Genomic DNA, 21,759 nt, shown 5'->3' on the forward strand with positions numbered 1-21,759 from the left:
TCCTAAGCATATTATTAATTAACAAAACAAAAACATACCACTTGGTTTTTTTTATGTAAATTAGCATTATGCAACAAGAAATTAAATCGGAACTTACCAAACAGCTTATTATAAATAAGGCTTTTGGCTTATTTTATGAACACGGTTTTAAAACAACTAGTATTGATAAAATAATGAAAGAAACAACCTTAAGTAAAGGTGCGTTTTATCATCATTATAAAAGCAAGAAAGCACTAGGTCTTGAGGTTATCAGCTCAAAAGTTGCAGAACGTGTTATAACAGGCATGATCCTACCTTTAGAAGAACCCGGTGATGCTTTAGAAATATTAGAAAACGTGTTTATTAACCGACTAAAAGGTTTCCCGTTTTACGACAAGAAACACGGTTGCCCAATGAATAACCTCATCAATGAAATTGGCAGTGAAGAAATAGCCTATCAGAATGCTTTAAAGAACATTATAGAAAAATGGAAAAAAGCATTAGTTACATTAATTGAAAGAGGAAAAAAAGAAAACAGTATCAAAAAAGAACTCTCTAGCCAAGCTATAGCTTTGTACCTAATTAGCGCTTTTGAAGGCATTAGAGGAATTAGAAAACTATACGATACTGATGATGTAATAAATACATTTACCACAGGACTCGAACAATACCTGAATCAGATAAAAGCTTAATTTTTTTTAACACAAAACATACTACTTAGTATGTTTATAAACCTTTAACAAAATGACAAATAACAGACGGAATTTTATAAAAAAATCAACATTACTAGGCATGGGACTTGGCATAGGCGCAACCGCAAACTATGGTATGGAATCAACTATTTCCGAAGATGCTAAGACCTCACTAAATTCTCAAAGACCGAAAGTGTTATTTTTTGACGTTAATGAAACACTTTTAGACTTAACAGACATGAAAGAGAATGTTGGTAAAGCCTTGGGAAATCGTAGCGATTTACTTCCTTTATGGTTTACAACAATGCTTCAATACTCATTAGTATCAACAGTTGGAAGGCAGTATAATGATTTTGGCGATATAGGTGCTGCAGCCTTACAAATGGTTGCTGCAAATAATAATATAACCTTATCTGAAGCAGAAGCTAAAGATGTTATATTACCATCACTAAGATCTATTCCGCCGCACCCTGAAGTAAAAGCTTCTTTACAACGATTAAAGCAAGCTGGATATAAGTTGGTCTCTTTTACAAATTCTTCCAATATAGGCGTAGAAACACAGTTTAAAAATGCTGGTTTATTAGAATATTTTGATCAACGCTTAAGTATTGAGGACCTTGGAAAGTACAAACCTCATACAGATGCTTACGATTGGGCTGCAAGAACTATGGATGTAAAACCAAATGAATGCATGCTAATAGCAGCACATGGTTGGGATATTGCTGGAGCCTTATGGGCTAATTGGCGTGGTGCTTTTATTAGCAGACCTGGAGCACAGTTATACCCTTTAGCACCTAACCCTGAAATCAATGAATCGAATTTAGAATTAGTAACAAACCATTTAATTAATTTAAAATAAAAAATATGACCGATAAAGTTATTATAGTAACAGGATCCTCAAGAGGTATTGGAAAAGAAGTTGCTTTAATTTTAGCAAAAAACGGTGCTAAAGTTGTTGTAAATCATTCTAACAGTACAGATGAAGCTGAAGCTACCGCAAAAGAAATTAAAGACAATGGTGGTCAGGCAATTATAGTTAAAGCAGATGTTAGCGATAAAGAGGCTGTAACGTATTTATTTGATAAAACAATTAAAGCTTTTGGAAGAATTGACGTGTTGATTAATAATGCAGGTACTATGATTTCAAAAAATCTAAGCGAACAAACGCTAACCGATTTTAATAAGCAGTTTGATGTAAATGTAAAAGGCATTTTCAATACCCTACAAGAAGCTAATGAGAAATTGGCTGATAATGGTATTATTATCAATTTCTCATCTAGTACCACAAAATTAATGCTACCAACATATGCTATTTATTCGGCAAGTAAGGCGGCTGTAGAACAAATGACACGTGTATTCGCTAAAGAAATAGGAAGAGGAATTTCAGTAAATGCTATTGCTCCTGGAGCTACAGAAACAGATCTTTTCATGACTGGAAAATCTCAAGAACAGATTGATAGACTAAGCACATTGAATGCGTTTAACAGACTTGCAAAACCAATTGATATAGCAAAGGTTGTTCTGTTTTTAGCAAGCGATGATTCCAAATGGATTACCGGTCAAGTTATTGGCGCTAATGGCGGTTTAATTTAACCTCAACCACTATGTTTTGAGAAGATATGAAGCTATTAGAGTTTACGCTTTACAGAACCTGTAAACTCTTCTAGTTCATCTTTAACTTTATTTAGTTCGTTTTGAACATCTTTAGTGACACTGGTATCGATACCATTTTTTTCAGCGCTTTTGGTAATCTCCGATTTAATATCATTGGTTGCATCTTTCATCATACGCATACCCTTCCCTAAGCCTCTAGCTATTTCGGGAATTTTATCGGCACCAAAGACCATCACTACTATAAATAGTATGAACATGATTTCGGTTGTTCCGATAAATAAGAATGTTAATTGTAGTATCACAGTGCAAATATACTAAGTAGTTTGATAGAAATTAAAAAAGCCGACTGTAAAAAGTCGGCTTTTTTTAATATTCATTAATTTTAAGTTCTAGACAGAAATTAAAAACTACTTTATTTCATTAAAATAGCCTTCGTAGTCACTAACTAGTAGTCTTAATTTTTATTCTTGAAAGAATCGAACTTACTTTCAGTAACTTCTTTTGGCCAAGAATTATTAGATGTATCAACATCTGCAGTTTCTAATTTTGGATCTACAGTAATTTTTACAATTTCCTTATCTGAAGCGACTGTTTTACTAACCTCTTCATCATTTAATCTCCAAATTTGAGCTGGATATTTTTCTGTTTTAGATGTACCATCAGCATATGTATACTCTACAATAATTGGCATAACTAATCCTCCTGGCTTTTCAAATGTTACGCTATAGAAAAACTTAGGCTGCTTGATATTTTTACGTTCTTCTGGAGTAAAATTATCCATTACATACTCATTTAAAGTTGGTGAATTTTCTAATAATGTCCCATTTTTCATTGTTTCATTGTAATCTTCACTGCCTTCTTCAACCATATACACTAAAGGTGGTAAATCGCTTAGTTTCATTCCACGACGCTTAACCATCTCTTTAATTCTAGCGTTCGGCTCAGAAGATACATAGTATTTCTTCACATCCTTAACACCTATATCTACATAGTCTGTTGTATAAAACCAACCTCTCCAATACCAATCTAAATCGAATGCTGAAGCATCTTCCATTGTTCGGAAGAAATCTTCTGGTGTTGGGTGCTTAAACATCCAACGGTTTGCATATTCTTTAAAAGCATAATCAAATAAATCACGCCCCATTACTGTTTCTCTTAAAATATTAAGAGCTGTTCCAGGCTTACCGTAAGCATTATTACCAAATTGGTGTGTATTTAAACCTTTAGTCATAATAGGAGCAATATAATCTTGATCACCTCCCATGTAAGGTACTATATTAGCAGCAGGACCACGACTAGAAGGGTATTTATCATCACCTTCAGATAAAGCTGCTGGGTACCATTCGCCAAAATCTTGCTCTGCAACATATTGCACAAATGTATTTAATCCTTCATCCATCCATGTCCATTGACGTTCATCACTATTCACAATCATAGGGAAAAAGTTATGTCCTACTTCGTGAATAATAACACTTATCATACCGTATTTTGTACGATCACTATAGTTTCCTTCTTTATCTGGACGACCATAGTTAAAACAAATCATTGGGTATTCCATACCTTGTTGCTTAGCATGTACTGAAATTGCTTTGTGGTATGGGTAATCGAATGTCATACGCGAGTAAGACTTTAATGTACTTGCAACGGCATAAGTAGACCATTCTTCCCATAATGGGTTACCTTCTTTTGGATACATAGAAACAGCCATAACGTCTCTATCACCTATTTTAACAGCCATCATATCCCAGATATATTTTCTTGAACTTGCAAAAGCAAAATCTCTTACATTTTCAGCAGAAAATTTCCATGTTTTAGTTCCTGATGCACGGTTTTTCTCAGCTTTTTCAGCTTCTTCTTGTGTAACGATAAATACAGGCTTATCATAAGATTTTTTAGCCTTATCATATCGTTTCATCATTTCTTTTGAGAATACTTCTTTACGGTTTGTTAACTCACCTGTTGCATCCATAATATGATCTGAAGGCACAGTTATATTAACCTCATAATCTCCGAAAGGTAATGCAAACTCATCACGTCCCCAGAACTGTGAGTTTTGCCATCCTTCAACATCGTTATACACAGCCATTCTTGGAAAGAATTGTGCAATTATATAGTTTCTATTACCGTCTTCTGGAAAAAACTCATAACCTGAACGCCCACCCATATTTACGTAGTCGTTAATATTATACCACCACTTAATAGAAAAACTAAATTTTTCGCCTGTTCCTAAAGCTTCAGGAAGCTCAACACGCATCATTGTTCTATTTATCATATGAGGTAAGGCTTTACCTCCAGCATCTGTAACGGCTTCAATTTTAAAACCACCATCAAAACCATCGGTCATATATTCAGATGCAAATTTTCCTGCTTGCTGTGCTGGACTCACACCACCACCTTGAATTAAAGGAGTTTTTGAATCTTTAGCACGCATGTTTTGATCTAATTGCACCCATAAATACTTTAATTCATCTGGTGAATTATTAGTATATGTAATGGTTTCAAAACCTGATATCTTAGCGTTTTCATCGTCTAAGGTTAGGTCCATTTTGTAATCTGCTTGCTGTTGGTAGTAAGCAGGACCAGGTGCTCCAGACCCTGTTCTGAACATGTTTGGTGTTGAAAACTCATCATACAACTGTTTGAATTTATTCGTGTTTGTATGACCTGGCTTACGCTCCGGTTCTTGTTCCTTGTCTTGGGCAGTTACCCCTACAGAAACAAATAAAGCAGATAGGAAAAGATACTTTAATTTTTTCATGGTTAAATTGAATTACTATATAATTGATTGGAAAATTAACACTTTTTTAAGGCTATCAAATACTTTACTAAAAGTTTAACATACCTTTATCATTTTGCTTAATAAGCATAAAACTCTTATTCTGCCCGTTTATTTGAGTTCTAACAATGTTTTTCTGATCGCTAAAAACATCAAATAAGACTTGATTGGTAATCTCAAATGATTCTATTGATTTGACCCCTTCTATTTCTAGATAACAATATACCAAATCATTTTCATATTCTTTACCTAAATACTGTAAATCAGCAGGTTTACCATTTATAACAACTTGAATTTTCTCTGATAGATACTTACCAATATAATAATTAGCAGCTTCTACTTCATTATCCGTTGTTAATGTGATTGTTTCATCATACCTGGTTCGAACTAAACGCTCTAAATCATCAATAAATATTCGCGAAACAAACTGTACGGATTCTTTTTCTTGAACGTATTCTACTTGAGTTATACTCACATAGTATTTATGTGCTACTGTATAAGCAAAAAGCGGAATTACGAAAAGTAAAGTCAGATATTTAAATGCTTTCATTAAGGTAATGTTTAAAATGCTAAAGTACATATTTACCATAACCCAAAGCTAGTGTTTCAAGCAATTAATTGTAGTTTATATTTTTATTAGTAGAATATAACCAGACAAAACCTTTCTTATAACCACCTCTTTTAATTTATTAACTATTGGTTTTAAAAAATACCTGAATCGTTTCTGAATCAAAAACTTGAGTATCTACAACTATCGAAATCAACTCATGTTGAATGAATAAAATAAAAGCGTATTGTTAAGTTTCGCTTGTATTACAAAGTCTCCTTACATATTGGTTGTTGTAAACTTATTAGCTGCTTTATTAATTACATGAACATTCTTAGCTTCTAACTGGTTAACAACATGACCCTGAATATTACTAGTTTGCACGTATAAGTTAGAAACACAAACAACCAACAAGCCTTTGTTCCATTCCAATGAAGCTTATTAATTATTTAAATTTTGCTTATAAATATGTAATTTATCAATTAAATAGTCAAGTCTTTCAATTGCAGATTTATTGCTACAGCGGACCATAAAATCAGGTTGTTCAGAAACAAAATAAAAATACTCGTTTACATGGGCGTCATCTAGTGGGTATTTAGAAAACAAATCTTCGGACAGGGAGTTCCTCAATGTCATCATCAAATCTTCTCTACTCTCCAGTTCAACTTGATGCTTTAATTTTTTTGTACGTCCAGATATACCATTCAGTATTGGATTTAGAGGAATTAGACCACCTCCGGTTGTCGCTTCGTTGAGTCGGCGTTCAGACTGAGTTTTTACCGGCCCTTCATAACTCGGTATTCCTGCTGATTTTGCCGTAAACGCAACACCTTCAACATTAGATATATCTTGCTGCATATCCCCTGATAAAATCTTTCCTACTACAACTTGATTTAATTCGGTTATAGATTCTTTAAGCAAAACCACAAGTGTTTTATTTTTTAATATTTTTTGAGTTATAATAACATTTTTTGTCTGATGTTGAACCGAAGAAAAAACAAGGGTATCATTTAACGATGCTCCTATTTTAAAAGCGCCTTGGGCGTTTGAAATTGTAAACCTCTGTGCTGTTTTATTAATAACATGGATATTTTCAACATCTGCTGTGCTTTGTATTACACCTTGTATTAACTCTGTTTGAGCGTAGCCTAATTTTAATACCAAAAACCAACTTACTATTAAGACGCCTGTTTTTAAATTAATCATTTAACTTATTTAAAAAGGATTGACTCTGTTGTTCTAAAAAGGCTATCCGTTTCAGTTCGTTTTCTTCACCTAGCAAGTTTGCATCAAAGCCATTATCCATACAGTACTCAAAAAAATCAGCCACTTTATCTACAGGAATATCATATGTTTCATTTATATAAGTTACTGTATAAATATCACTCAAACCAAGAGGGCTATCGGCATTAGATAATTGGGAAGATTTGTTATTTTGCGACTTATTCAACCATTTATTAATCCCAATAATAGAAGCAAAATTCACGCCGTTATAAAACTCACCTTCACGGGTAATTTCATTTACCGGTTTTGTAAATGCATCCTCCGGAAATTCTAAATTACTAATATCTCCAAAACTCATTACAATTGCTTTTTGAACTTCAGCATTATTGATATCAACCAATAAATCGCCTGTTAATTTTGTAGGTAATAAAACGACTTCACTTAAAGTATTCAATGCTTCAACCAAGAACAACCGAACCCGTTTAGAATCTACAACCCCTTGTGTAATCGTTACAGTTCTAGCTTCATACTGCAAGGCCGAAACTTCTAAAACATCACCTAAAGCAACTTCAACAACAAAGTCACCTGCCTCATCTGCCACAGTTCCTTCATTAGAGGATTTATTAAATATAGTAACGCCTTCGACATCACTTTTAGCTATAATTTTCCCTTGAACTTCTATCCGCTGGACATTTTGAGAGAAGCCCTCAAAAATGACTAGTATAAAAAGCATACTAAGTAATTGTAATTTCATGATTGTTAGTTTAGTTGGTTTAAAGAAACTATAACAATTCTTAATTTATATGTAAATAGCTTATAAACTTTTGTTAAATCCAATGTTTACTTAAATTTACAAAAATTAAACTTATGAAACAATTGCTAATAGCAAGCACCTCTACGATTCATGGTGGCGATTATTTGGAGTATTTATTAACCGATTTAAAAGTGTTTTTTAAAAACTGTAAATCAATTTTATTTATACCATATGCACGACCTGGAGGTATTTCGCACGAAGACTACACTGAAAAAGCACGCTTAGCGTTTCAGAAAATTCAGATATCAGTCCAAGGAATTCATGAGTTTGAATCTCCTATCGAGGCCATAAAGAAGGCAGAAGGCATATTTACAGGAGGCGGAAACACGTTTGTTTTATTAAGTCAGCTTTATAAAAACAAATGTATTGAACCACTACAAACAGCCATTAATTCTGGCACCCCCTATTTAGGTACAAGTGCAGGCAGTAATATTTGTGGCTTAACAATAAACACAACAAACGATATGCCTATTGTATACCCTCCAAGCTTTAAAGCATTGGCTATGGTTCCTTTTAATATTAATCCGCATTATCTAGACCCTGACCCTAATAGTAAACATATGGGAGAAACCCGTGAAACTCGTATTAAAGAATTTCACGCCTATAACACCTTCCCTGTTATTGGCTTACGTGAAGGTAGCTGGCTAGAAGTTCAAGGAACTTCAATTATTCTAAAAGGCACTTTAAATGCACGGATTTTTGAATACCAAAATACACCACATGAAATCCCTACCGAAACCCAATTAGACTATTTAAAATAAATGAATCAGCCTTCACCGTTTTTTGACTCACCTTTATATCAAGTTCGACTAATAACAGCGGAAGAAGCACACCTTGTTAGGCATCCCGTTTTACGGGCAGGTAAACCTAAAGAAACGTGTGTATTTGATGGCGACTATTCAGAGACTACTTTTCATTATGGCATTTTCCACACCAACAGTTTAGTAGGAGCTGCTAGCTTTTTAAAAAACATTAATTCTGAGTTCACAGAAGACACGCAATATCAATTACGCGGTATGTGTGTCTTAGAAGCATATCAGAACAAAGGCTTAGGCCGTTATTTACTTGCTGCTGGTTTAAAAAAACTTCAAGAACAAGGTGTGAAACGACTTTGGTTTAATGCACGTGAAAAGGCTATTAATTTTTATAAAAATCAAAAATGCATTACGGTTGGATCATCTTTTCAGGTACCAGAAATTGGCACGCATTATTTGATGACTCGTGAAATATGAGATTTCAATAAACGCTTAGAGTAATTATTCCTTTTTAGTTATAATCCCTTATATTTGTTCTATAATTTTTTATAATGAACAGAAAAGTAATCCTTATGATTTTAGATGGTTGGGGAAAATCTCCTGACCCTAAAGTTTCAGCTATAGACCATGCCAATACCCCTTTTATAGATTCTTTGTATACCACCTATCCACATGCTAATTTACGGACAGATGGTTTGCATGTTGGATTACCTGAAGGACAAATGGGAAATAGTGAAGTTGGACACATGAACCTTGGTGCCGGACGCATTGTTTATCAGGATTTAGTTAAGATAAACCTAGCTGTTAAAAATAAAACACTACAGGACGAGTCAACACTAGCAGATGCTTTTAAATATGCCAAAACAAACAACAAGCCTATCCATTTTTTAGGCCTTGTAAGTGACGGTGGTGTTCATTCACACATAAACCATCTTTATGGATTAGTAGATGCTGCGGAACAAGCTGGCGTTACTGAATCATACATACATGCTTTTACTGATGGGCGTGATGTAGATCCAAAATCTGGAGCTAAATATATTCAAGATTTAGAGAACCACATAATTAATACCCCTACAAAACTAGCAAGTATAACAGGTCGCTATTATGCGATGGATCGTGATCAACGTTGGGAACGCATTAAATTAGCTTATGATGCCTTAGTACACGGAACAGGCACTTTGGCCACTAATGCTAAAGAAACAATAGAAAAAAATTACGATAATAATATTACAGACGAGTTTATAAAACCTATCATTTTAGCAGATGGTATGAATACGCCACGAGCAACAATTAAAGACGGTGATGTGGTTATTTTCTTTAATTTCCGTACAGACCGTGGCCGAGAATTAACCGAAGCGCTTTCTCAAAAAGATTTCCATGAGCAGAATATGCATAAACTAGATTTGTATTATGTAACCATGACTAATTATGACGAAACTTATGCGAATATTAACGTCATCTATAACAAAGATAACTTAACAGATACTTTGGGCGAGGTTTTAGAAAAACACCATAAAAAGCAAATTAGAATAGCCGAAACAGAAAAATATCCTCATGTAACATTTTTCTTTTCAGGAGGTCGCGAAAAACCTTTTGAAGGTGAATCTCGTATTTTAAGAAACTCACCAAAAGTAGCCACTTACGACTTAAAACCTGAAATGAGCGCATATGAATTACGAGATGCTTTAATTCCTGAATTAGAAAAAGGAGAAGCTGACTTTGTATGTTTAAATTTTGCTAATGGTGATATGGTTGGACATACGGGAGTTATGGAAGCTGCTATACAAGCTTGTGAGGTTGTAGACACTTGTGTTAAGGACGTAGTTACATCTGGTCTAGAAAATGGTTACACCACATTATTAATAGCCGATCATGGAAACTGTGAAACTATGATAAACCCAGACGGGTCGCCTAATACAGCACATACTACAAATCCGGTTCCCATTATATTAATAGATCCAGAATTAAAACATATTCAAGATGGTGTTTTAGGCGATTTAGCACCAACTATTTTAAAACTAATAGGTGTTCCACAACCCGAAGCGATGACGCAAACCCCTATTATTTAAATTATTTTTTAGATTACTTCAATGAATTTTACTGATAAACTTATTATAGCTGTCGACTTTGACGGCACAATTGTAGAAGATGCATACCCTAAAGTTGGTAAACCCAAAATGTTTGCTTTTGAAACCTTAGAACGTTTACAAAAAGACGGGCATCGCCTTATTTTATGGACATACAGAAGCGGTTCACGACTTGATGAAGCCGTAGAGTTTTGTAAAAAAAACGGACTAGAATTTTATGCTATAAATAAAAGTTTTCCGGAAGAACAGTTTGACAATACTAAAAGTCGAAAAATACACGCCGATATATTTATAGACGACAGAAATATTGGTGGTCTCTTAGGCTGGGGGGAAGTTTTTCAACTATTAGCTGATTCTAATAACCACCCGAACAAACCTAAAAAGAAAAAAGGCTTATTTTCTTTCCTCAAAAAATAAAACGCACCTCAACTTGCTTTACAATAAAGCACAGAGTCGTGCTTACGAGTCGCTTTTTGAACATAGATTAGCTATTTTAATTTAACATATCACCTGTATATTACCACATACGTAACGGCATACACGGTGCATTATTTATATTAAAAAAGTCTATTAAAAGTCCTGTTCTACAAAGCTAATAAGCTTATTAAAATTAAGTATCTTTGCACATATTTTTGAATTTATGATTATAGTTAAAACAAGAGAAGAGATCGAATTAATGCGCGAAAGTGCATTAGTAGTTTCACGCACATTAGGCATGCTAGCCAAAGAGGTTAAACCAGGCGTAACAACCTTAAAGTTAGACCAAATGGCTGAAGAGTATATTCGTGAGCAAGGTGCTATACCTGGCTTTTTAGGTTTATATGATTTTCCAAACACCCTTTGCATGAGTCCAAATACTCAGGTCGTTCATGGATTCCCTACTAATGAACCATTACATGAAGGTGATATCATATCTATAGATTGTGGCGCTATTAAAAACAACTTTTATGGTGACCACGCTTACACATTTGCAGTAGGTGAAATTGAACCAGAAACACAAAAACTTTTAGATGTTACTAAAGAGTCTTTATATGTTGGTATCCGCGAATATAAAGTAGGTAATAGAGTTGGCGATGTTGGTTTTGCTATTCAGAAATATTGTGAAGACCATGGCTATGGTGTTGTTAGAGAATTAGTAGGACATGGTTTGGGCCGTAAAATGCACGAAGATCCCAATATGCCTAACTACGGAAAACGCGGTCGTGGAAAGAAATTCATAGAAGGACAAGTAGTTGCTATAGAGCCTATGATAAATATGGGCACGCACCGAATTAAACAACATAGAGATGGTTGGACAATTACAACATTAGACAATAAGCCTTCAGCCCATTTTGAACATGATGTAGCTATCGTAGACGGTAAGCCAGAATTATTATCTACTTTCGCTTATATCTACGAAGCTTTAGGTATTGAAAGCAATGAAGAAGATGAATTCAGACAAACTCCATTAGTTTTATAAAATTATTCCATGAGTGATATTACCTATATTGAATCGGAACTTAGTGACTTAAGAACACAGTTAAACACTCATAAACTATACGAAGTATTAGCTTCTGTTGCCGATATAAAAACTTTTATGGAGCAACATGTTTTTGCTGTTTGGGATTTTATGAGTTTGCTAAAAGCCTTACAGAGTAAATTAACAGACACCTCTGTACCATGGACGCCTGTTTCAAATTCTGCAACTGCGCGTTTTATTAATGAAATTGTTCTTGGAGAAGAAAGTGACGTTAATGAACTTGGGGAACCAAAAAGCCATTTTGAAATGTATTTAGATGCCATGAATCAAGTAGGCGCTAATACCAATCAAATTACTGAGTTTGTTAGCACTATTAAAAAAGGTGTTTCGGTAACTAACGCAGCAAAGCAAACCGAATTAGATTCGGAAACCTTTAAGTTTGTTCAATATACTTTTGATATCATTGACACTAATGAAGCTCATAAAATTGCTTCTGCTTTTACTTTTGGTCGTGAAGATGTGATTCCTGACATGTTTTTTCAAATTATAAACCAGTCAAAAACAAGCGACGAAAGCTACAGCAAATTAACCTATTATTTAAAACGCCATATAGAGTTAGATGGTGACGAGCACGGCCCTTTATCCTTAAAAATGATAACGGAACTTTGTTGTAATGATTCCAAAAAGTGGCATGAGGTTTTAATTGTTGCTAAAGAAGCATTACAACACAGAATTAACCTTTGGAATGGTATTTATGATAAAATTCGTTCAACACAAAAAGCTGAAATTTAAATCCGTTGAAGAAACTATTTAAAAAAATACTAAATACTATACCAAGACCCATTTTAATTCGGTTAAGTTACGTAGTACGCCCCATTTTAGCATTTTTTTTAAAAGGCGAAACATACACCGACCCTATTGACGGTAAGAGTTTTAAAACCTTTCTACCCTACGGATATGGCAATCAAAGAAACAACGTTTTATCGCCTTCAACATTAAGTTTAGAACGTCATAGATTGCTGTGGTTATATTTAAAAAACGACACCAATTTCTTTTCCGAAAATAAAAAAGTACTACACTTTGCTCCAGAACAATGTTTTCTAAAACGTTTTAAAAGCCTAAAAAACATTACTTATACAACCACCGATTTATTATCACCAATTGCAGACGTAAAAGCAGACATTTGCAACCTGCCTTTTGAAGATAATAGTTACGATGTTATTTTATGCAATCATGTATTGGAACACATACCTGATGACACGAAAGCCATGCAAGAATTATATCGTGTTATGAAACCTGGAGGTTATGGTATTTTTCAAATACCACAAGAGTTAAATCGTGAAACAACTTTTGAAGACAACAGCATTACCGATAAAGTAGAACGTGCTAAAATATTCGGTCAATACGACCATGTTCGTATTTATGGTCGTGATTATTTTAATAAGTTACGCTCTATTGGATTTAAAGTTAAAGAAGAGGATTATACATCTAAACTTTCTGAATCTGACATCGCAAAATTTTGTTTAGCTAAAGGAGAAATAATTCCTGTTGTTTACAAAAACTAACTACACGCCATATTTAGCAAATTATAACTAAATTGTATTATGAAAAATAATATCATAACCATTTTTATTTGTTTTTTAAGCCTCTTAAATTGTAGTAATGATGATCATGTTTCATCATACACAAACACTCCTGAAACCCCTACTGTTTTAGAGCCTTCTGTATTAGTTTATGAAAACGGAATTTTTGATGGTTATACCCTACTCTCACCTTTAGGATCCCCTCACACATATCTAATAAATAACGAAGGATTTGTTGTAAATAAATGGTCTTCTGAAATGAGAGCACTTGTATCATATTTAAGTCCTGAAGGTAACTTAATAAGAGCCATTACACAGCCAGATAACAATTTTAGTTCTGGTGCTACAGGAGCCATAGAAATATTAGATTTTGAAGGCAATCAGCTTTGGTTTTGGGAATATAACACTCCCGAACATGTATTACATCATGATATAGAACTACTACCTAATAATAACTTATTGGTAACTGTTTGGGAAAATAAATCCGCTACAAACGCTATCAATCAAGGTAGAGACCCTAATTTATTAAATGAAAATGCCGTGTGGCATTGTAAAATATTAGAGATTGAAATCTTAGAAAATAATCAAGCACAAATTGTATGGGAATGGTCCGTTTGGGATCACCTAATTCAAGACTTTGATAACACCAAAGCTAATTATGGCGTTGTTTCAGAACATCCTGAATTACTTGATATCAACTTTTCTAATGGAAGTGCAAATTTCAATCATATTAATTCTATAGATTACATTGAAGAGTTTGATCAAATTGTATTGAGTTCACGAGTATTTAACGAATTTTGGATTATAGACCATAGCACAACAACAGAAGAAGCGGCTTCCCATTCAGGAGGCAGTTATAACAAAGGCGGAGATCTATTATACAGGTGGGGCAACCCACAAACTTACAATTCAGGAACAGACAGTCAGCAACGTCTGTATGGACAACACGACGTAACTTGGATAGGTAATTCAAATAATGCAGATGGCAATTTTTTATTATTTAATAACGACAGATTTTTAAACAAATCATCAATAGATGAGGTTTTAATACCGCAAAATACTGATGGTAGTTATAATCTAGAGCCTCATATTGCTAATTTACCCGAAAGCTACGCGTGGTCTTTTAATGACCCATTAATATATTCTCCTAGATTATCAGGTGCAAACCGCTTAAACAACGGAAATACATTAATTACTATGGGAGGAACAGGTACTATATTTGAAGTTAATGCTTCTGGATCAATAATTTGGCAATATCAAGTACCAATAGATGGAAATTCTGGTTTATTTAAAGTAAAGAAATACAATAAAAATTATTCGGGTTTTCAAGGAAGAACTTTAACTCCATTAACTGTTCCTGTGGAATAAAAAAAACACTATGACAAATCAAATACTAATAAATACAGGAGCCCTTTTTGGCATGTTAGCCGTTATATTTGGAGCTTTTGGCTCTCATGCTTTAAAAAAAATATTAACTACAGAACAATTACATAGTTTTGAAGTGGGCGTGAGATATCAAATGTATCATGCCATCGTATTATTAGCATTGGGTTTCAGTTCCTTTCCTGTAGCAGCTGCAAGCTACTGGTGTTTTACATTAGGAATTCTATTATTTTCCTTTAGTATTTACGGACTCGTATTATCGGATGCAAAAGGAAAAAAATTGCGTTTTTTGGGACCTATTACTCCTATTGGCGGATTGTTTTTGGTTATTGGTTGGTTTACATTACTGATAAACGCCTTTTAAACAAGTCTTAAATTATTACCATAAAAAAGGTTGTACAGTTTTGCTGTACAACCTTTTTTTATACTTCAGTTAATCATTTTAATTAGTCTGTGGGGAAATTATTCAAGCTCATAGTTTCAAATTCATTATTATCGTTTTCAAAGATTAAAAACACTTTTAATTCAGAATGATCTTTAACGAAATCTTGAACTTTTTCTATCCCCATAGCTTGAAAAGCGGTGGCATAAGCATCTGCAGTCATACAATCTTCTGTAATAACAGATACACTTAAAATATTGGTTTTACTTGGGTATCCCGTTTTTGTATTAATAATATGTGCAAACTTATTGCCTAAACTATCCAATTTAAATTTTCTGTAAGTACCAGAAGTTGCCATAGATTGGTTTTGCAAGTGAATGGCTTTCAACACCGATTGTTCGCCATCAAAATGAGGCATTTCAACACCAACTGTCCACTGATCATCTTTTTCTTTATTAATACCGCGCGTACGAATTTCTCCACCTATTTCAACCAGGTAATTCTTTATGTTTTTCGACTCTAAAAACTCTCCAATTACATCTACACCGTATCCTTTAGCTATGGCATTAAAATCTAAAAATGTATTCGGGTTTGTTTTTTGAACACTTCTTGTTGAAATAGCAACTTTATTAAAACCGACAGATTGCATTAAACTATCAATTTTAAGACTATCTAGTCCCACAATTTTACCTTTAGGTCCAAAATCCCATGCATTTACAACTGCGCCAATTGTGGGATCGAAAACACCTTCTGTAGCGGTATAAATCTCCGTAGAAGTATTAAAAACATTTATAAAATGGTTATCTATTGTGGTGCTTTCGTTTCTATTTACTTTTGAAATATCTGAATCTGGTATGTAGGTTGATAAAGACTTATTAATAACTTTAAAAATACTATCAAACTGAGTTTGATAATTTATATCTGAATCATAAATAACAGAATATGATGTTCCAAAAACCTGACCAGCAAACTTAGAGTTGGTAGATGTTTGAGTGCAAGACGTTAATAATAAAAGGACTATTAGAATGCTTAATGGTTTCATGTCGTTTAGTTTAAATTGGTTTCTATAACCTGAATACCATTGTATTCTAACAAATAATCTTCATTTAAATATATTGGTAAATCTTGCCCATCTGGATTCCCAAGGCCAACACCTGCATATAGTACTTTAGCATCTTTATCAGCAGCATGTTTCTTAAAAGTTTCCATCCAAACAACATCGTAGTTATTGGGGTTATCGGGTAATATAACAGCTCTTACAATAACAAAAAAGTATTGATTATTTTTATCAATACAAACAAATTGCGGATGGCGTTTAAGTTTACTATTTATAGCAACAAATTCAAAACCACGAGCTTCTAGGTCTTTACCAACATGATTCATGGCAAGATTATGGACTTCTTGAGGTGTAAGGGGTTTGCTCATTACATTTTACTATTGTCGGATACTACCGTTGTTCGATACAAAAATACAACAATAATAAAAATGAGACCTATGTATTTAAAGTTTCAAAAGTTAGAATTACTCCAAAACAAATATCAAAAACACTGTAAACTAACAGTTATAAAACAACAATAAGCTAATTATCAGAACATAAAACCTATTGCAGATAAAAGAAGTGAATATTATAGAAACTTATTTTTAAAAAATTCTCAATAAACACTGTCTGTTATTAAAAAAATGACAATACTATTTCTTTAAATTAAACTTATCTTTGTTTTTCACCTTAAAATAATATCTATTTTGTCAACCCCTAATATACAAAACAGAAACCAAAACAATATATTAGATTTCATACAAGAACAAGCTAAAATAGGAACTTGGGAATACGACCCCATTGCAGCCACTTTAGCCTGGAGTGATGAAACAAAAAAAATTCATGAAGTCCCAATAGATTATCAACCTAATGTAGAGACAGGTATTTCTTTTTATAAAGAAGGCCATAATAGGGATTATATCTCTAATTTATTTGCCGAATGCATTGAAAAACATAAAAATTTTGATGCTGAAGTACAAATAACTACCAAAACAGGTAAGGACAGATGGGTTCGTGCAATAGGAAAAGCTATAATCGAAAATAACAAATGTGTCTTAGTCCAAGGATTATTTCAAGATATAGATGAAAACGTAAGGGCCTCAAAAGAGCTCGCTTATAAAGAGCTACAGCTTCGAAGAACTTTCAATACAGCATTAATAGGGATGGCCATACTGGATTTAAAAGGTAATTGGATAAATGTTAATAAAAGTTTGTGTGAAATTTTAGGTTATACTAATGATGAATTAACACAATTAACTTTTATGGACATCACCCACCCAGATGACCTTCATAAAGGTAATAAAGGGATGCTAAGTATGATAAATGGTCATACGGATTATTTTGAAACTGAAAAACGTTATATAAGTAAACAAGGCGAAGTTATCTGGACACAGCTATCCTCATCAATTGTTAGAGATGATGATAAAACACCGCTACATATAGTTGCTCAAATAAATGATGTTACCGATATTAAAGAAACTAGCAAACGTGTTAATGAGCTTTTAGAGACAACTGAAGACCAAAATAAACGCTTGTTAAATTTCGCACATATTGTATCGCATAATTTAAGATCGCATTATGGAAATCTAGATATGTTGTTAGATATTATGAAAATGGATCTCCCCGAAACAACGGATAACGACATTTTCCCATTAATAAAACAAGCTGTTACCCATTTAGGTGAAACCGTTTCCAATTTAAATGAAGTAGCAGCCATAAATATTCAAAAAGATCTCGATACTGTCCCACTAAACTTATTAAAAAGTTTTGAAGGCGCACTATCAAGTATCTCAGCATTAGTAATAGAGTCTAAAACAACAACACGTATAAATATTGACCCAGATCATTACATTGTTGGTCTCCCGGCATATTTAGACAGTATTATTTTAAACTTTCTTACAAATGCTATTAAATATAAAAAGCAAAATGAACCCGCTAAAATTGAAGTCGACACAGAAGTTGTAAACGACTTTATTATACTGAAGATTAAAGATTATGGTCAAGGCATAGATTTAAAAAAACACGGTGAAAAAATGTTTGGTATGTATAAGACCTTTCACAAACATAAGGATTCACGCGGATTAGGATTATTCATCACCAAAAATCAAATAGAAGCAATTGGTGGAAAAATAGAAGTTAAAAGCACTGTTAATGAAGGAACAACCTTCTATATATACTTTAAAAAACATGAAAAAAATTGATGTAACCTGCATTATTGATGATGATCCAATATTTATATTTGGAGCGAAACGTATGATGGAATTGTCGAATTTCTGTAATTCTTTTATGATATTTAAAAATGGTGAAGAAGCTATTAATAGCTTAAAACCAATTATGCTAGCTGGTGAAAACCTTCCAGATATTATTCTTTTAGATATTAATATGCCCATTATGGATGGATGGCAGTTTTTAGATGAATTTATAAAAATTGAGTCACACAAAGAAGTTACTATTTACATTGTAAGCTCTTCTATAGACCCTATGGATATGAATCGTGTTAAACGCTATGACAATGTCTCTAATTACATTATAAAGCCTATATCCTTAGACACATTAAAAGAAATTTTAGAAGAGTCTACAGAGGATTAATCCCATTTAAGATCTATTTAGGATTTAGTAAAAATAAAAAAGCCAATACTATTTAAAGTATTGGCCTTTTTATTTTAGATGTATTTAGAGTTTCTTAACCTCCAAAGTCATCAAATCGGATATTCTCATCTGGGATACCGAAATCTTCACCCATTTTCTGAACAGCGTTGTTCATTAATGGCGGTCCACAGAAATATAATTCAATATCTTCTGGTGTTTCATGGTGGTTTAAGTAATTTTCAATCACACAATTGTGAATGAATCCTACGAAACCATCACCTGGCGCATCAATATTCTCTTTAACTTTCCAGTTATCTTCTTCTAAAGGTTCAGATAAAGCTAAGTAGAACTTAAAGTTCGGGAAATCTCTTTCTAATTCACGGAAATGTTCTAGGTAGAATAATTCACGTTTAGAACGACCACCATACCAATAAGTCACTTTACGACCAGTTTTTAATGTTTTAAATAAGTGGTATAAGTGTGAACGCATTGGTGCCATACCTGCTCCACCTCCAACATATAACATTTCGGCTTCAGACTCGTTAATAAAGAATTCACCGTAAGGTCCAGAAATAGTTACTTTATCGCCTGGTTTTTGGTTAAATATATATGACGATGCTACACCTGGATTAACATCCATCCAACCGTTTTTAGCACGATCCCATGGTGGCGTTGCAATACGCACGTTTAACATAATTTCACGTCCTTCTGCAGGGTAAGAGGCCATGGAGTATGCGCGCTCTACCGTTTCATCATTTTTCATTACAAGTGGCCATAAACCAAATTTATCCCATTCTGCTTGAAACTTATCTGGTCTTTCATGCTCTTCAGGGTGTGCTGTAATGTCCATCTCTTTATAATTGATGGTACAAGGTGGAATTTCAATTTGAATATAACCACCTGCTTTATAGCCCATATCTTCAGGGATTTCAACTACAAATTCCTTAATAAATGATGCTACGTTATAATTACGTACAACTGTTGCTTCCCATTTCTTGATACCAAAAACTTCTTCAGGAATGGTAATCTCCATATCCTGCTTCACTTTAACTTGACAAGATAAACGCGCTCCGTCTTTTAATTCTTTTCTACTAAAATGAGGAGTTTCTGTTGGTAATGCTTCACCTCCACCAGAAAGAACGTGACATTCACACTGGATACAAGTTCCACCACCACCACAAGCTGATGGTAAAAATATTTTGTTACTACCTAGAGTTGAAAGTAAAGTACCTCCTGAAGATACTTCAATTTCCTTTTCCCCATTAATTTTAATCTTAACAGGTCCTGAAGGTGATAATTTTTGTTTTACAAATAATAATAATGCTACTAATAACATGGTAACTAGCAAAAAAGCTAAAACCGTTGTTATGATTGTTCCTAATGTGCTTGCTGCTAATATCATATTACTCGATTACTTTTGTATTGTTAGCTAACTCCTTTTCTGTATCGTTTAACGATTTTACTTGAGCTGAATTTGTATCTTCTTTTTTAACCTCGTCATCACCACCAGTTAACATACCACCAAAGCTCATAAAGCCAATAGCCATTAAACCAGTAATAATAAATGTAATCCCTAGTCCACGTAATGCAGGTGGCACATTAGAATAACGGATTTTTTCACGAATAGCTGCAATTGCTAAAATTGCTAAAAACCATCCAATTCCTGAACCTACACCATAAGTTGCGGCTAAACCTAGCGTTGCAATTTCTCGAGATTGCATAAATAATGAACCACCTAAAATGGCACAGTTTACAGCAATAAGAGGTAAGAAAATACCTAACGAGTTGTATAATGAAGGAGAAAATTTCTCAACTATAATTTCTACTAATTGTACCATGGTTGCAATTGTTGCAATAAACATGATAAAAGAAAGGAAACTTAAGTCGTATTCCGCATATTCTGCACCTAACCAAGCTAAAGCTCCAGGTTGTAATAAATACTGGTCTAGTAACCAGTTTAAAGGTACTGTAATAGCTAGTACAAATATAACAGCTGCTCCAAGACCAACTGCTGTTGTTACTTTTTTAGATACCGCTAAATATGAGCACATCCCAAGGAATGTAGCAAATACCATGTTATCTATAAATATCGATTTTAAAAATAATTCTAAATGTTCCATATTATTCGTGTTAAGTTGTTGTTATAATCAAATCTGCTAAAAGCCGTTTTGGCATAACAAGCAACTATTTTTTAGTCTTCGATTAATGCTTTATTTCTACTACGTTGAACCCAGATAATGATACCAACTACTATTAATGCCATAGGAGATAATAACATAAAACCGTTATTTTCATATCCTATTGCATACAATCCAGTTTTCTCAATAGGATCTCCTAAAACAGGAATTCCTAATAATGTACCAGAACCTAAAAGCTCTCTAAAAAAGCCTACTAGAATTAAGATAACACCATATCCTGCAGCATTACCAATACCATCTAAAAATGAACGCCATGGACCGTTACCTAAAGCAAAGGCTTCAAAACGTCCCATAATGATACAGTTTGTAATAATTAAGCCGACAAATACGGAAAGTGTTTTACTTAATTCATAAGCAAAAGCTTTCAGTACTAAATCTACTATAATTACTAAGGCAGCTACAACAATAAGCTGTACAATAATTCTAATTTTACTTGGAATAATATTACGCATTAATGAGATAACAACGTTACCTACACCTAATACGAAAAGTACCGAAATAGACATTACTATAGACGCTTCCAATTCTGCTGTAATGGCTAAAGCTGAACATATACCTAATACTTGTATTGTAATAGGGTTATTATCTGCTAAAGGATCGGTTATTAATTTGGCGTCTTTTTTTGATAAAAGTCCCATAAA

The 21,759-nt window shown here is 33.5% G+C and carries 25 protein-coding genes; 14 read left to right on the forward strand and 11 right to left on the reverse strand.

Annotated features, from left to right (window positions below; all coding sequences use genetic code 11):
* Positions 1–68: 68 nt before the first annotated feature.
* Genes ACW5R3_RS11760 through ACW5R3_RS11770 form a run of 3 tightly spaced genes read left to right on the forward strand, consistent with a single transcriptional unit; the run spans position 69 to position 2,264 of the window.
* Positions 69–671, forward strand: a complete 603-nt coding sequence (locus ACW5R3_RS11760; protein ID WP_456577211.1) for a TetR/AcrR family transcriptional regulator — start codon at positions 69–71, stop codon at positions 669–671.
* Between the two features lie 52 nt (positions 672–723).
* Positions 724–1,530, forward strand: a complete 807-nt coding sequence (locus tag ACW5R3_RS11765; RefSeq protein WP_456577212.1) for a haloacid dehalogenase type II — start codon at positions 724–726, stop codon at positions 1,528–1,530.
* Positions 1,531–1,535: 5 nt separating this feature from the next.
* Positions 1,536–2,264, forward strand: coding sequence for a glucose 1-dehydrogenase (locus ACW5R3_RS11770; RefSeq protein ID WP_456577213.1), 729 nt, complete (start codon positions 1,536–1,538; stop codon positions 2,262–2,264).
* A gap of 35 nt (positions 2,265–2,299) precedes the next feature.
* Here the strand turns inward: ACW5R3_RS11770 and ACW5R3_RS11775 are convergent, their stop codons facing one another.
* The 6 genes from ACW5R3_RS11775 to ACW5R3_RS11800 form a co-directional block, all read right to left on the reverse strand.
* Positions 2,300–2,587, reverse strand: a complete 288-nt coding sequence (locus ACW5R3_RS11775) for a Sec-independent protein translocase subunit TatA/TatB (RefSeq protein ID WP_456577214.1) — start codon at positions 2,585–2,587, stop codon at positions 2,300–2,302.
* Positions 2,588–2,739: 152 nt separating this feature from the next.
* Positions 2,740–5,043, reverse strand: coding sequence for a M1 family metallopeptidase (locus ACW5R3_RS11780; RefSeq protein WP_456577215.1), 2,304 nt, complete (start codon positions 5,041–5,043; stop codon positions 2,740–2,742).
* Positions 5,044–5,110: 67 nt separating this feature from the next.
* Positions 5,111–5,611 carry a DUF6702 family protein gene (locus ACW5R3_RS11785; RefSeq protein WP_456577216.1) on the reverse strand — a complete coding sequence of 167 codons (501 nt, stop codon included), beginning with the start codon at positions 5,609–5,611 and terminating at the stop codon, positions 5,111–5,113.
* A 276-nt stretch (positions 5,612–5,887) separates the two neighbouring features.
* Positions 5,888–6,040: a hypothetical protein gene (locus ACW5R3_RS11790; RefSeq protein WP_456577217.1), complete on the reverse strand. Its 153-nt coding sequence runs from the start codon at positions 6,038–6,040 to the stop codon at positions 5,888–5,890.
* A gap of 9 nt (positions 6,041–6,049) precedes the next feature.
* Positions 6,050–6,814 carry a hypothetical protein gene (locus ACW5R3_RS11795; RefSeq protein ID WP_456577218.1) on the reverse strand — a complete coding sequence of 255 codons (765 nt, stop codon included), beginning with the start codon at positions 6,812–6,814 and terminating at the stop codon, positions 6,050–6,052.
* Positions 6,807–7,586, reverse strand: coding sequence for a carboxypeptidase-like regulatory domain-containing protein (locus tag ACW5R3_RS11800; RefSeq protein WP_456577219.1), 780 nt, complete (start codon positions 7,584–7,586; stop codon positions 6,807–6,809). The genes ACW5R3_RS11795 and ACW5R3_RS11800 overlap by 8 nt, the downstream gene beginning before the upstream one ends.
* 113 nt (positions 7,587–7,699) lie before the next feature.
* Here ACW5R3_RS11800 and pepE point away from each other — a divergent pair, with 113 nt between their 5' ends.
* From pepE to ACW5R3_RS11845, 9 genes are all read left to right on the forward strand, one after another.
* Positions 7,700–8,407, forward strand: a complete 708-nt coding sequence (pepE, locus tag ACW5R3_RS11805; RefSeq protein ID WP_456577220.1) for a dipeptidase PepE — start codon at positions 7,700–7,702, stop codon at positions 8,405–8,407.
* Positions 8,408–8,878, forward strand: a complete 471-nt coding sequence (locus ACW5R3_RS11810) for a GNAT family N-acetyltransferase (RefSeq protein WP_456577221.1) — start codon at positions 8,408–8,410, stop codon at positions 8,876–8,878.
* 74 nt (positions 8,879–8,952) lie between these two features.
* A complete protein-coding gene (gpmI, locus tag ACW5R3_RS11815) occupies positions 8,953–10,470 on the forward strand; it encodes a 2,3-bisphosphoglycerate-independent phosphoglycerate mutase (RefSeq protein ID WP_456577222.1) in 1,518 nt (505 codons plus the stop codon).
* A gap of 21 nt (positions 10,471–10,491) precedes the next feature.
* Positions 10,492–10,905 carry a BT0820 family HAD-type phosphatase gene (locus ACW5R3_RS11820; protein ID WP_456577223.1) on the forward strand — a complete coding sequence of 138 codons (414 nt, stop codon included), beginning with the start codon at positions 10,492–10,494 and terminating at the stop codon, positions 10,903–10,905.
* A 223-nt stretch (positions 10,906–11,128) separates the two neighbouring features.
* Positions 11,129–11,947, forward strand: a complete 819-nt coding sequence (gene map / locus ACW5R3_RS11825; RefSeq protein WP_456577224.1) for a type I methionyl aminopeptidase — start codon at positions 11,129–11,131, stop codon at positions 11,945–11,947.
* A gap of 9 nt (positions 11,948–11,956) precedes the next feature.
* Entirely contained in the window at positions 11,957–12,739 is a 783-nt protein-coding gene (locus ACW5R3_RS11830) for a DUF3050 domain-containing protein (RefSeq protein WP_456577225.1), read from the forward strand.
* Between the two features lie 5 nt (positions 12,740–12,744).
* Positions 12,745–13,512 (forward strand): class I SAM-dependent methyltransferase, encoded by a 768-nt coding sequence (locus ACW5R3_RS11835; RefSeq protein WP_456577226.1) that lies wholly within the window; start codon positions 12,745–12,747, stop codon positions 13,510–13,512.
* A gap of 39 nt (positions 13,513–13,551) precedes the next feature.
* Positions 13,552–14,898: an aryl-sulfate sulfotransferase gene (locus ACW5R3_RS11840; RefSeq protein WP_456577227.1), complete on the forward strand. Its 1,347-nt coding sequence runs from the start codon at positions 13,552–13,554 to the stop codon at positions 14,896–14,898.
* 10 nt (positions 14,899–14,908) lie between these two features.
* Complete coding sequence (locus ACW5R3_RS11845) at positions 14,909–15,277, forward strand: DUF423 domain-containing protein (protein WP_456577228.1); 369 nt, start codon at positions 14,909–14,911, stop codon at positions 15,275–15,277.
* A gap of 82 nt (positions 15,278–15,359) precedes the next feature.
* On the opposite strand, the gene ACW5R3_RS11850 is transcribed toward ACW5R3_RS11845, so the two are convergent.
* Positions 15,360–16,337 (reverse strand): FAD:protein FMN transferase, encoded by a 978-nt coding sequence (locus tag ACW5R3_RS11850; RefSeq protein ID WP_456577229.1) that lies wholly within the window; start codon positions 16,335–16,337, stop codon positions 15,360–15,362.
* Between the two features lie 5 nt (positions 16,338–16,342).
* Positions 16,343–16,720 carry a Na(+)-translocating NADH-quinone reductase subunit F gene (locus ACW5R3_RS11855; RefSeq protein WP_456577230.1) on the reverse strand — a complete coding sequence of 126 codons (378 nt, stop codon included), beginning with the start codon at positions 16,718–16,720 and terminating at the stop codon, positions 16,343–16,345.
* Positions 16,721–17,038: 318 nt separating this feature from the next.
* Here ACW5R3_RS11855 and ACW5R3_RS11860 point away from each other — a divergent pair, with 318 nt between their 5' ends.
* Positions 17,039–18,532 (forward strand): PAS domain S-box protein, encoded by a 1,494-nt coding sequence (locus ACW5R3_RS11860; RefSeq protein ID WP_456577231.1) that lies wholly within the window; start codon positions 17,039–17,041, stop codon positions 18,530–18,532.
* Positions 18,519–18,920, forward strand: coding sequence for a response regulator (locus ACW5R3_RS11865; RefSeq protein WP_456577232.1), 402 nt, complete (start codon positions 18,519–18,521; stop codon positions 18,918–18,920). The genes ACW5R3_RS11860 and ACW5R3_RS11865 overlap by 14 nt, the downstream gene beginning before the upstream one ends.
* A 94-nt stretch (positions 18,921–19,014) precedes the next feature.
* Here ACW5R3_RS11865 and nqrF read toward each other — a convergent pair whose 3' ends face one another.
* From nqrF to ACW5R3_RS11880, 3 genes are all read right to left on the reverse strand, one after another.
* Entirely contained in the window at positions 19,015–20,322 is a 1,308-nt protein-coding gene (nqrF, locus tag ACW5R3_RS11870) for an NADH:ubiquinone reductase (Na(+)-transporting) subunit F (RefSeq protein ID WP_456577233.1), read from the reverse strand.
* Between the two features lies 1 nt (position 20,323).
* Entirely contained in the window at positions 20,324–21,040 is a 717-nt protein-coding gene (nqrE, locus tag ACW5R3_RS11875; protein WP_456577234.1) for an NADH:ubiquinone reductase (Na(+)-transporting) subunit E, read from the reverse strand.
* Positions 21,041–21,111: 71 nt separating this feature from the next.
* Positions 21,112–21,756, reverse strand: coding sequence for an NADH:ubiquinone reductase (Na(+)-transporting) subunit D (locus tag ACW5R3_RS11880; protein ID WP_456577235.1), 645 nt, complete (start codon positions 21,754–21,756; stop codon positions 21,112–21,114).
* Positions 21,757–21,759: the final 3 nt, after the last annotated feature.

This window comes from Algorimicrobium bowmanii, from assembly GCF_054031195.1.

What these genes read in the sequence shown, in the direction of transcription:
- ACW5R3_RS11760 (WP_456577211.1), top strand. Translation starts at nt 69, where the DNA reads ATGCAACAAGAAATTAAATCGGAACTTACCAAACAGCTTATTATAAAT.
- ACW5R3_RS11765 (WP_456577212.1), top strand. Translation starts at nt 724, where the DNA reads ATGACAAATAACAGACGGAATTTTATAAAAAAATCAACATTACTAGGC.
- ACW5R3_RS11770 (WP_456577213.1), top strand. Translation starts at nt 1,536, where the DNA reads ATGACCGATAAAGTTATTATAGTAACAGGATCCTCAAGAGGTATTGGA.
- ACW5R3_RS11780 (WP_456577215.1), bottom strand. Translation starts at nt 5,043, where the DNA reads ATGAAAAAATTAAAGTATCTTTTCCTATCTGCTTTATTTGTTTCTGTA.
- ACW5R3_RS11785 (WP_456577216.1), bottom strand. Translation starts at nt 5,611, where the DNA reads ATGAAAGCATTTAAATATCTGACTTTACTTTTCGTAATTCCGCTTTTT.
- ACW5R3_RS11795 (WP_456577218.1), bottom strand. Translation starts at nt 6,814, where the DNA reads ATGATTAATTTAAAAACAGGCGTCTTAATAGTAAGTTGGTTTTTGGTA.
- ACW5R3_RS11800 (WP_456577219.1), bottom strand. Translation starts at nt 7,586, where the DNA reads ATGAAATTACAATTACTTAGTATGCTTTTTATACTAGTCATTTTTGAG.
- pepE (WP_456577220.1), top strand. Translation starts at nt 7,700, where the DNA reads ATGAAACAATTGCTAATAGCAAGCACCTCTACGATTCATGGTGGCGAT.
- ACW5R3_RS11810 (WP_456577221.1), top strand. Translation starts at nt 8,408, where the DNA reads ATGAATCAGCCTTCACCGTTTTTTGACTCACCTTTATATCAAGTTCGA.
- gpmI (WP_456577222.1), top strand. Translation starts at nt 8,953, where the DNA reads ATGAACAGAAAAGTAATCCTTATGATTTTAGATGGTTGGGGAAAATCT.
- ACW5R3_RS11820 (WP_456577223.1), top strand. Translation starts at nt 10,492, where the DNA reads ATGAATTTTACTGATAAACTTATTATAGCTGTCGACTTTGACGGCACA.
- map (WP_456577224.1), top strand. Translation starts at nt 11,129, where the DNA reads ATGATTATAGTTAAAACAAGAGAAGAGATCGAATTAATGCGCGAAAGT.
- ACW5R3_RS11830 (WP_456577225.1), top strand. Translation starts at nt 11,957, where the DNA reads ATGAGTGATATTACCTATATTGAATCGGAACTTAGTGACTTAAGAACA.
- ACW5R3_RS11840 (WP_456577227.1), top strand. Translation starts at nt 13,552, where the DNA reads ATGAAAAATAATATCATAACCATTTTTATTTGTTTTTTAAGCCTCTTA.
- ACW5R3_RS11845 (WP_456577228.1), top strand. Translation starts at nt 14,909, where the DNA reads ATGACAAATCAAATACTAATAAATACAGGAGCCCTTTTTGGCATGTTA.
- ACW5R3_RS11850 (WP_456577229.1), bottom strand. Translation starts at nt 16,337, where the DNA reads ATGAAACCATTAAGCATTCTAATAGTCCTTTTATTATTAACGTCTTGC.
- ACW5R3_RS11855 (WP_456577230.1), bottom strand. Translation starts at nt 16,720, where the DNA reads ATGAGCAAACCCCTTACACCTCAAGAAGTCCATAATCTTGCCATGAAT.
- ACW5R3_RS11865 (WP_456577232.1), top strand. Translation starts at nt 18,519, where the DNA reads ATGAAAAAAATTGATGTAACCTGCATTATTGATGATGATCCAATATTT.
- nqrF (WP_456577233.1), bottom strand. Translation starts at nt 20,322, where the DNA reads ATGATATTAGCAGCAAGCACATTAGGAACAATCATAACAACGGTTTTA.
- nqrE (WP_456577234.1), bottom strand. Translation starts at nt 21,040, where the DNA reads ATGGAACATTTAGAATTATTTTTAAAATCGATATTTATAGATAACATG.
- ACW5R3_RS11880 (WP_456577235.1), bottom strand. Translation starts at nt 21,756, where the DNA reads ATGGGACTTTTATCAAAAAAAGACGCCAAATTAATAACCGATCCTTTA.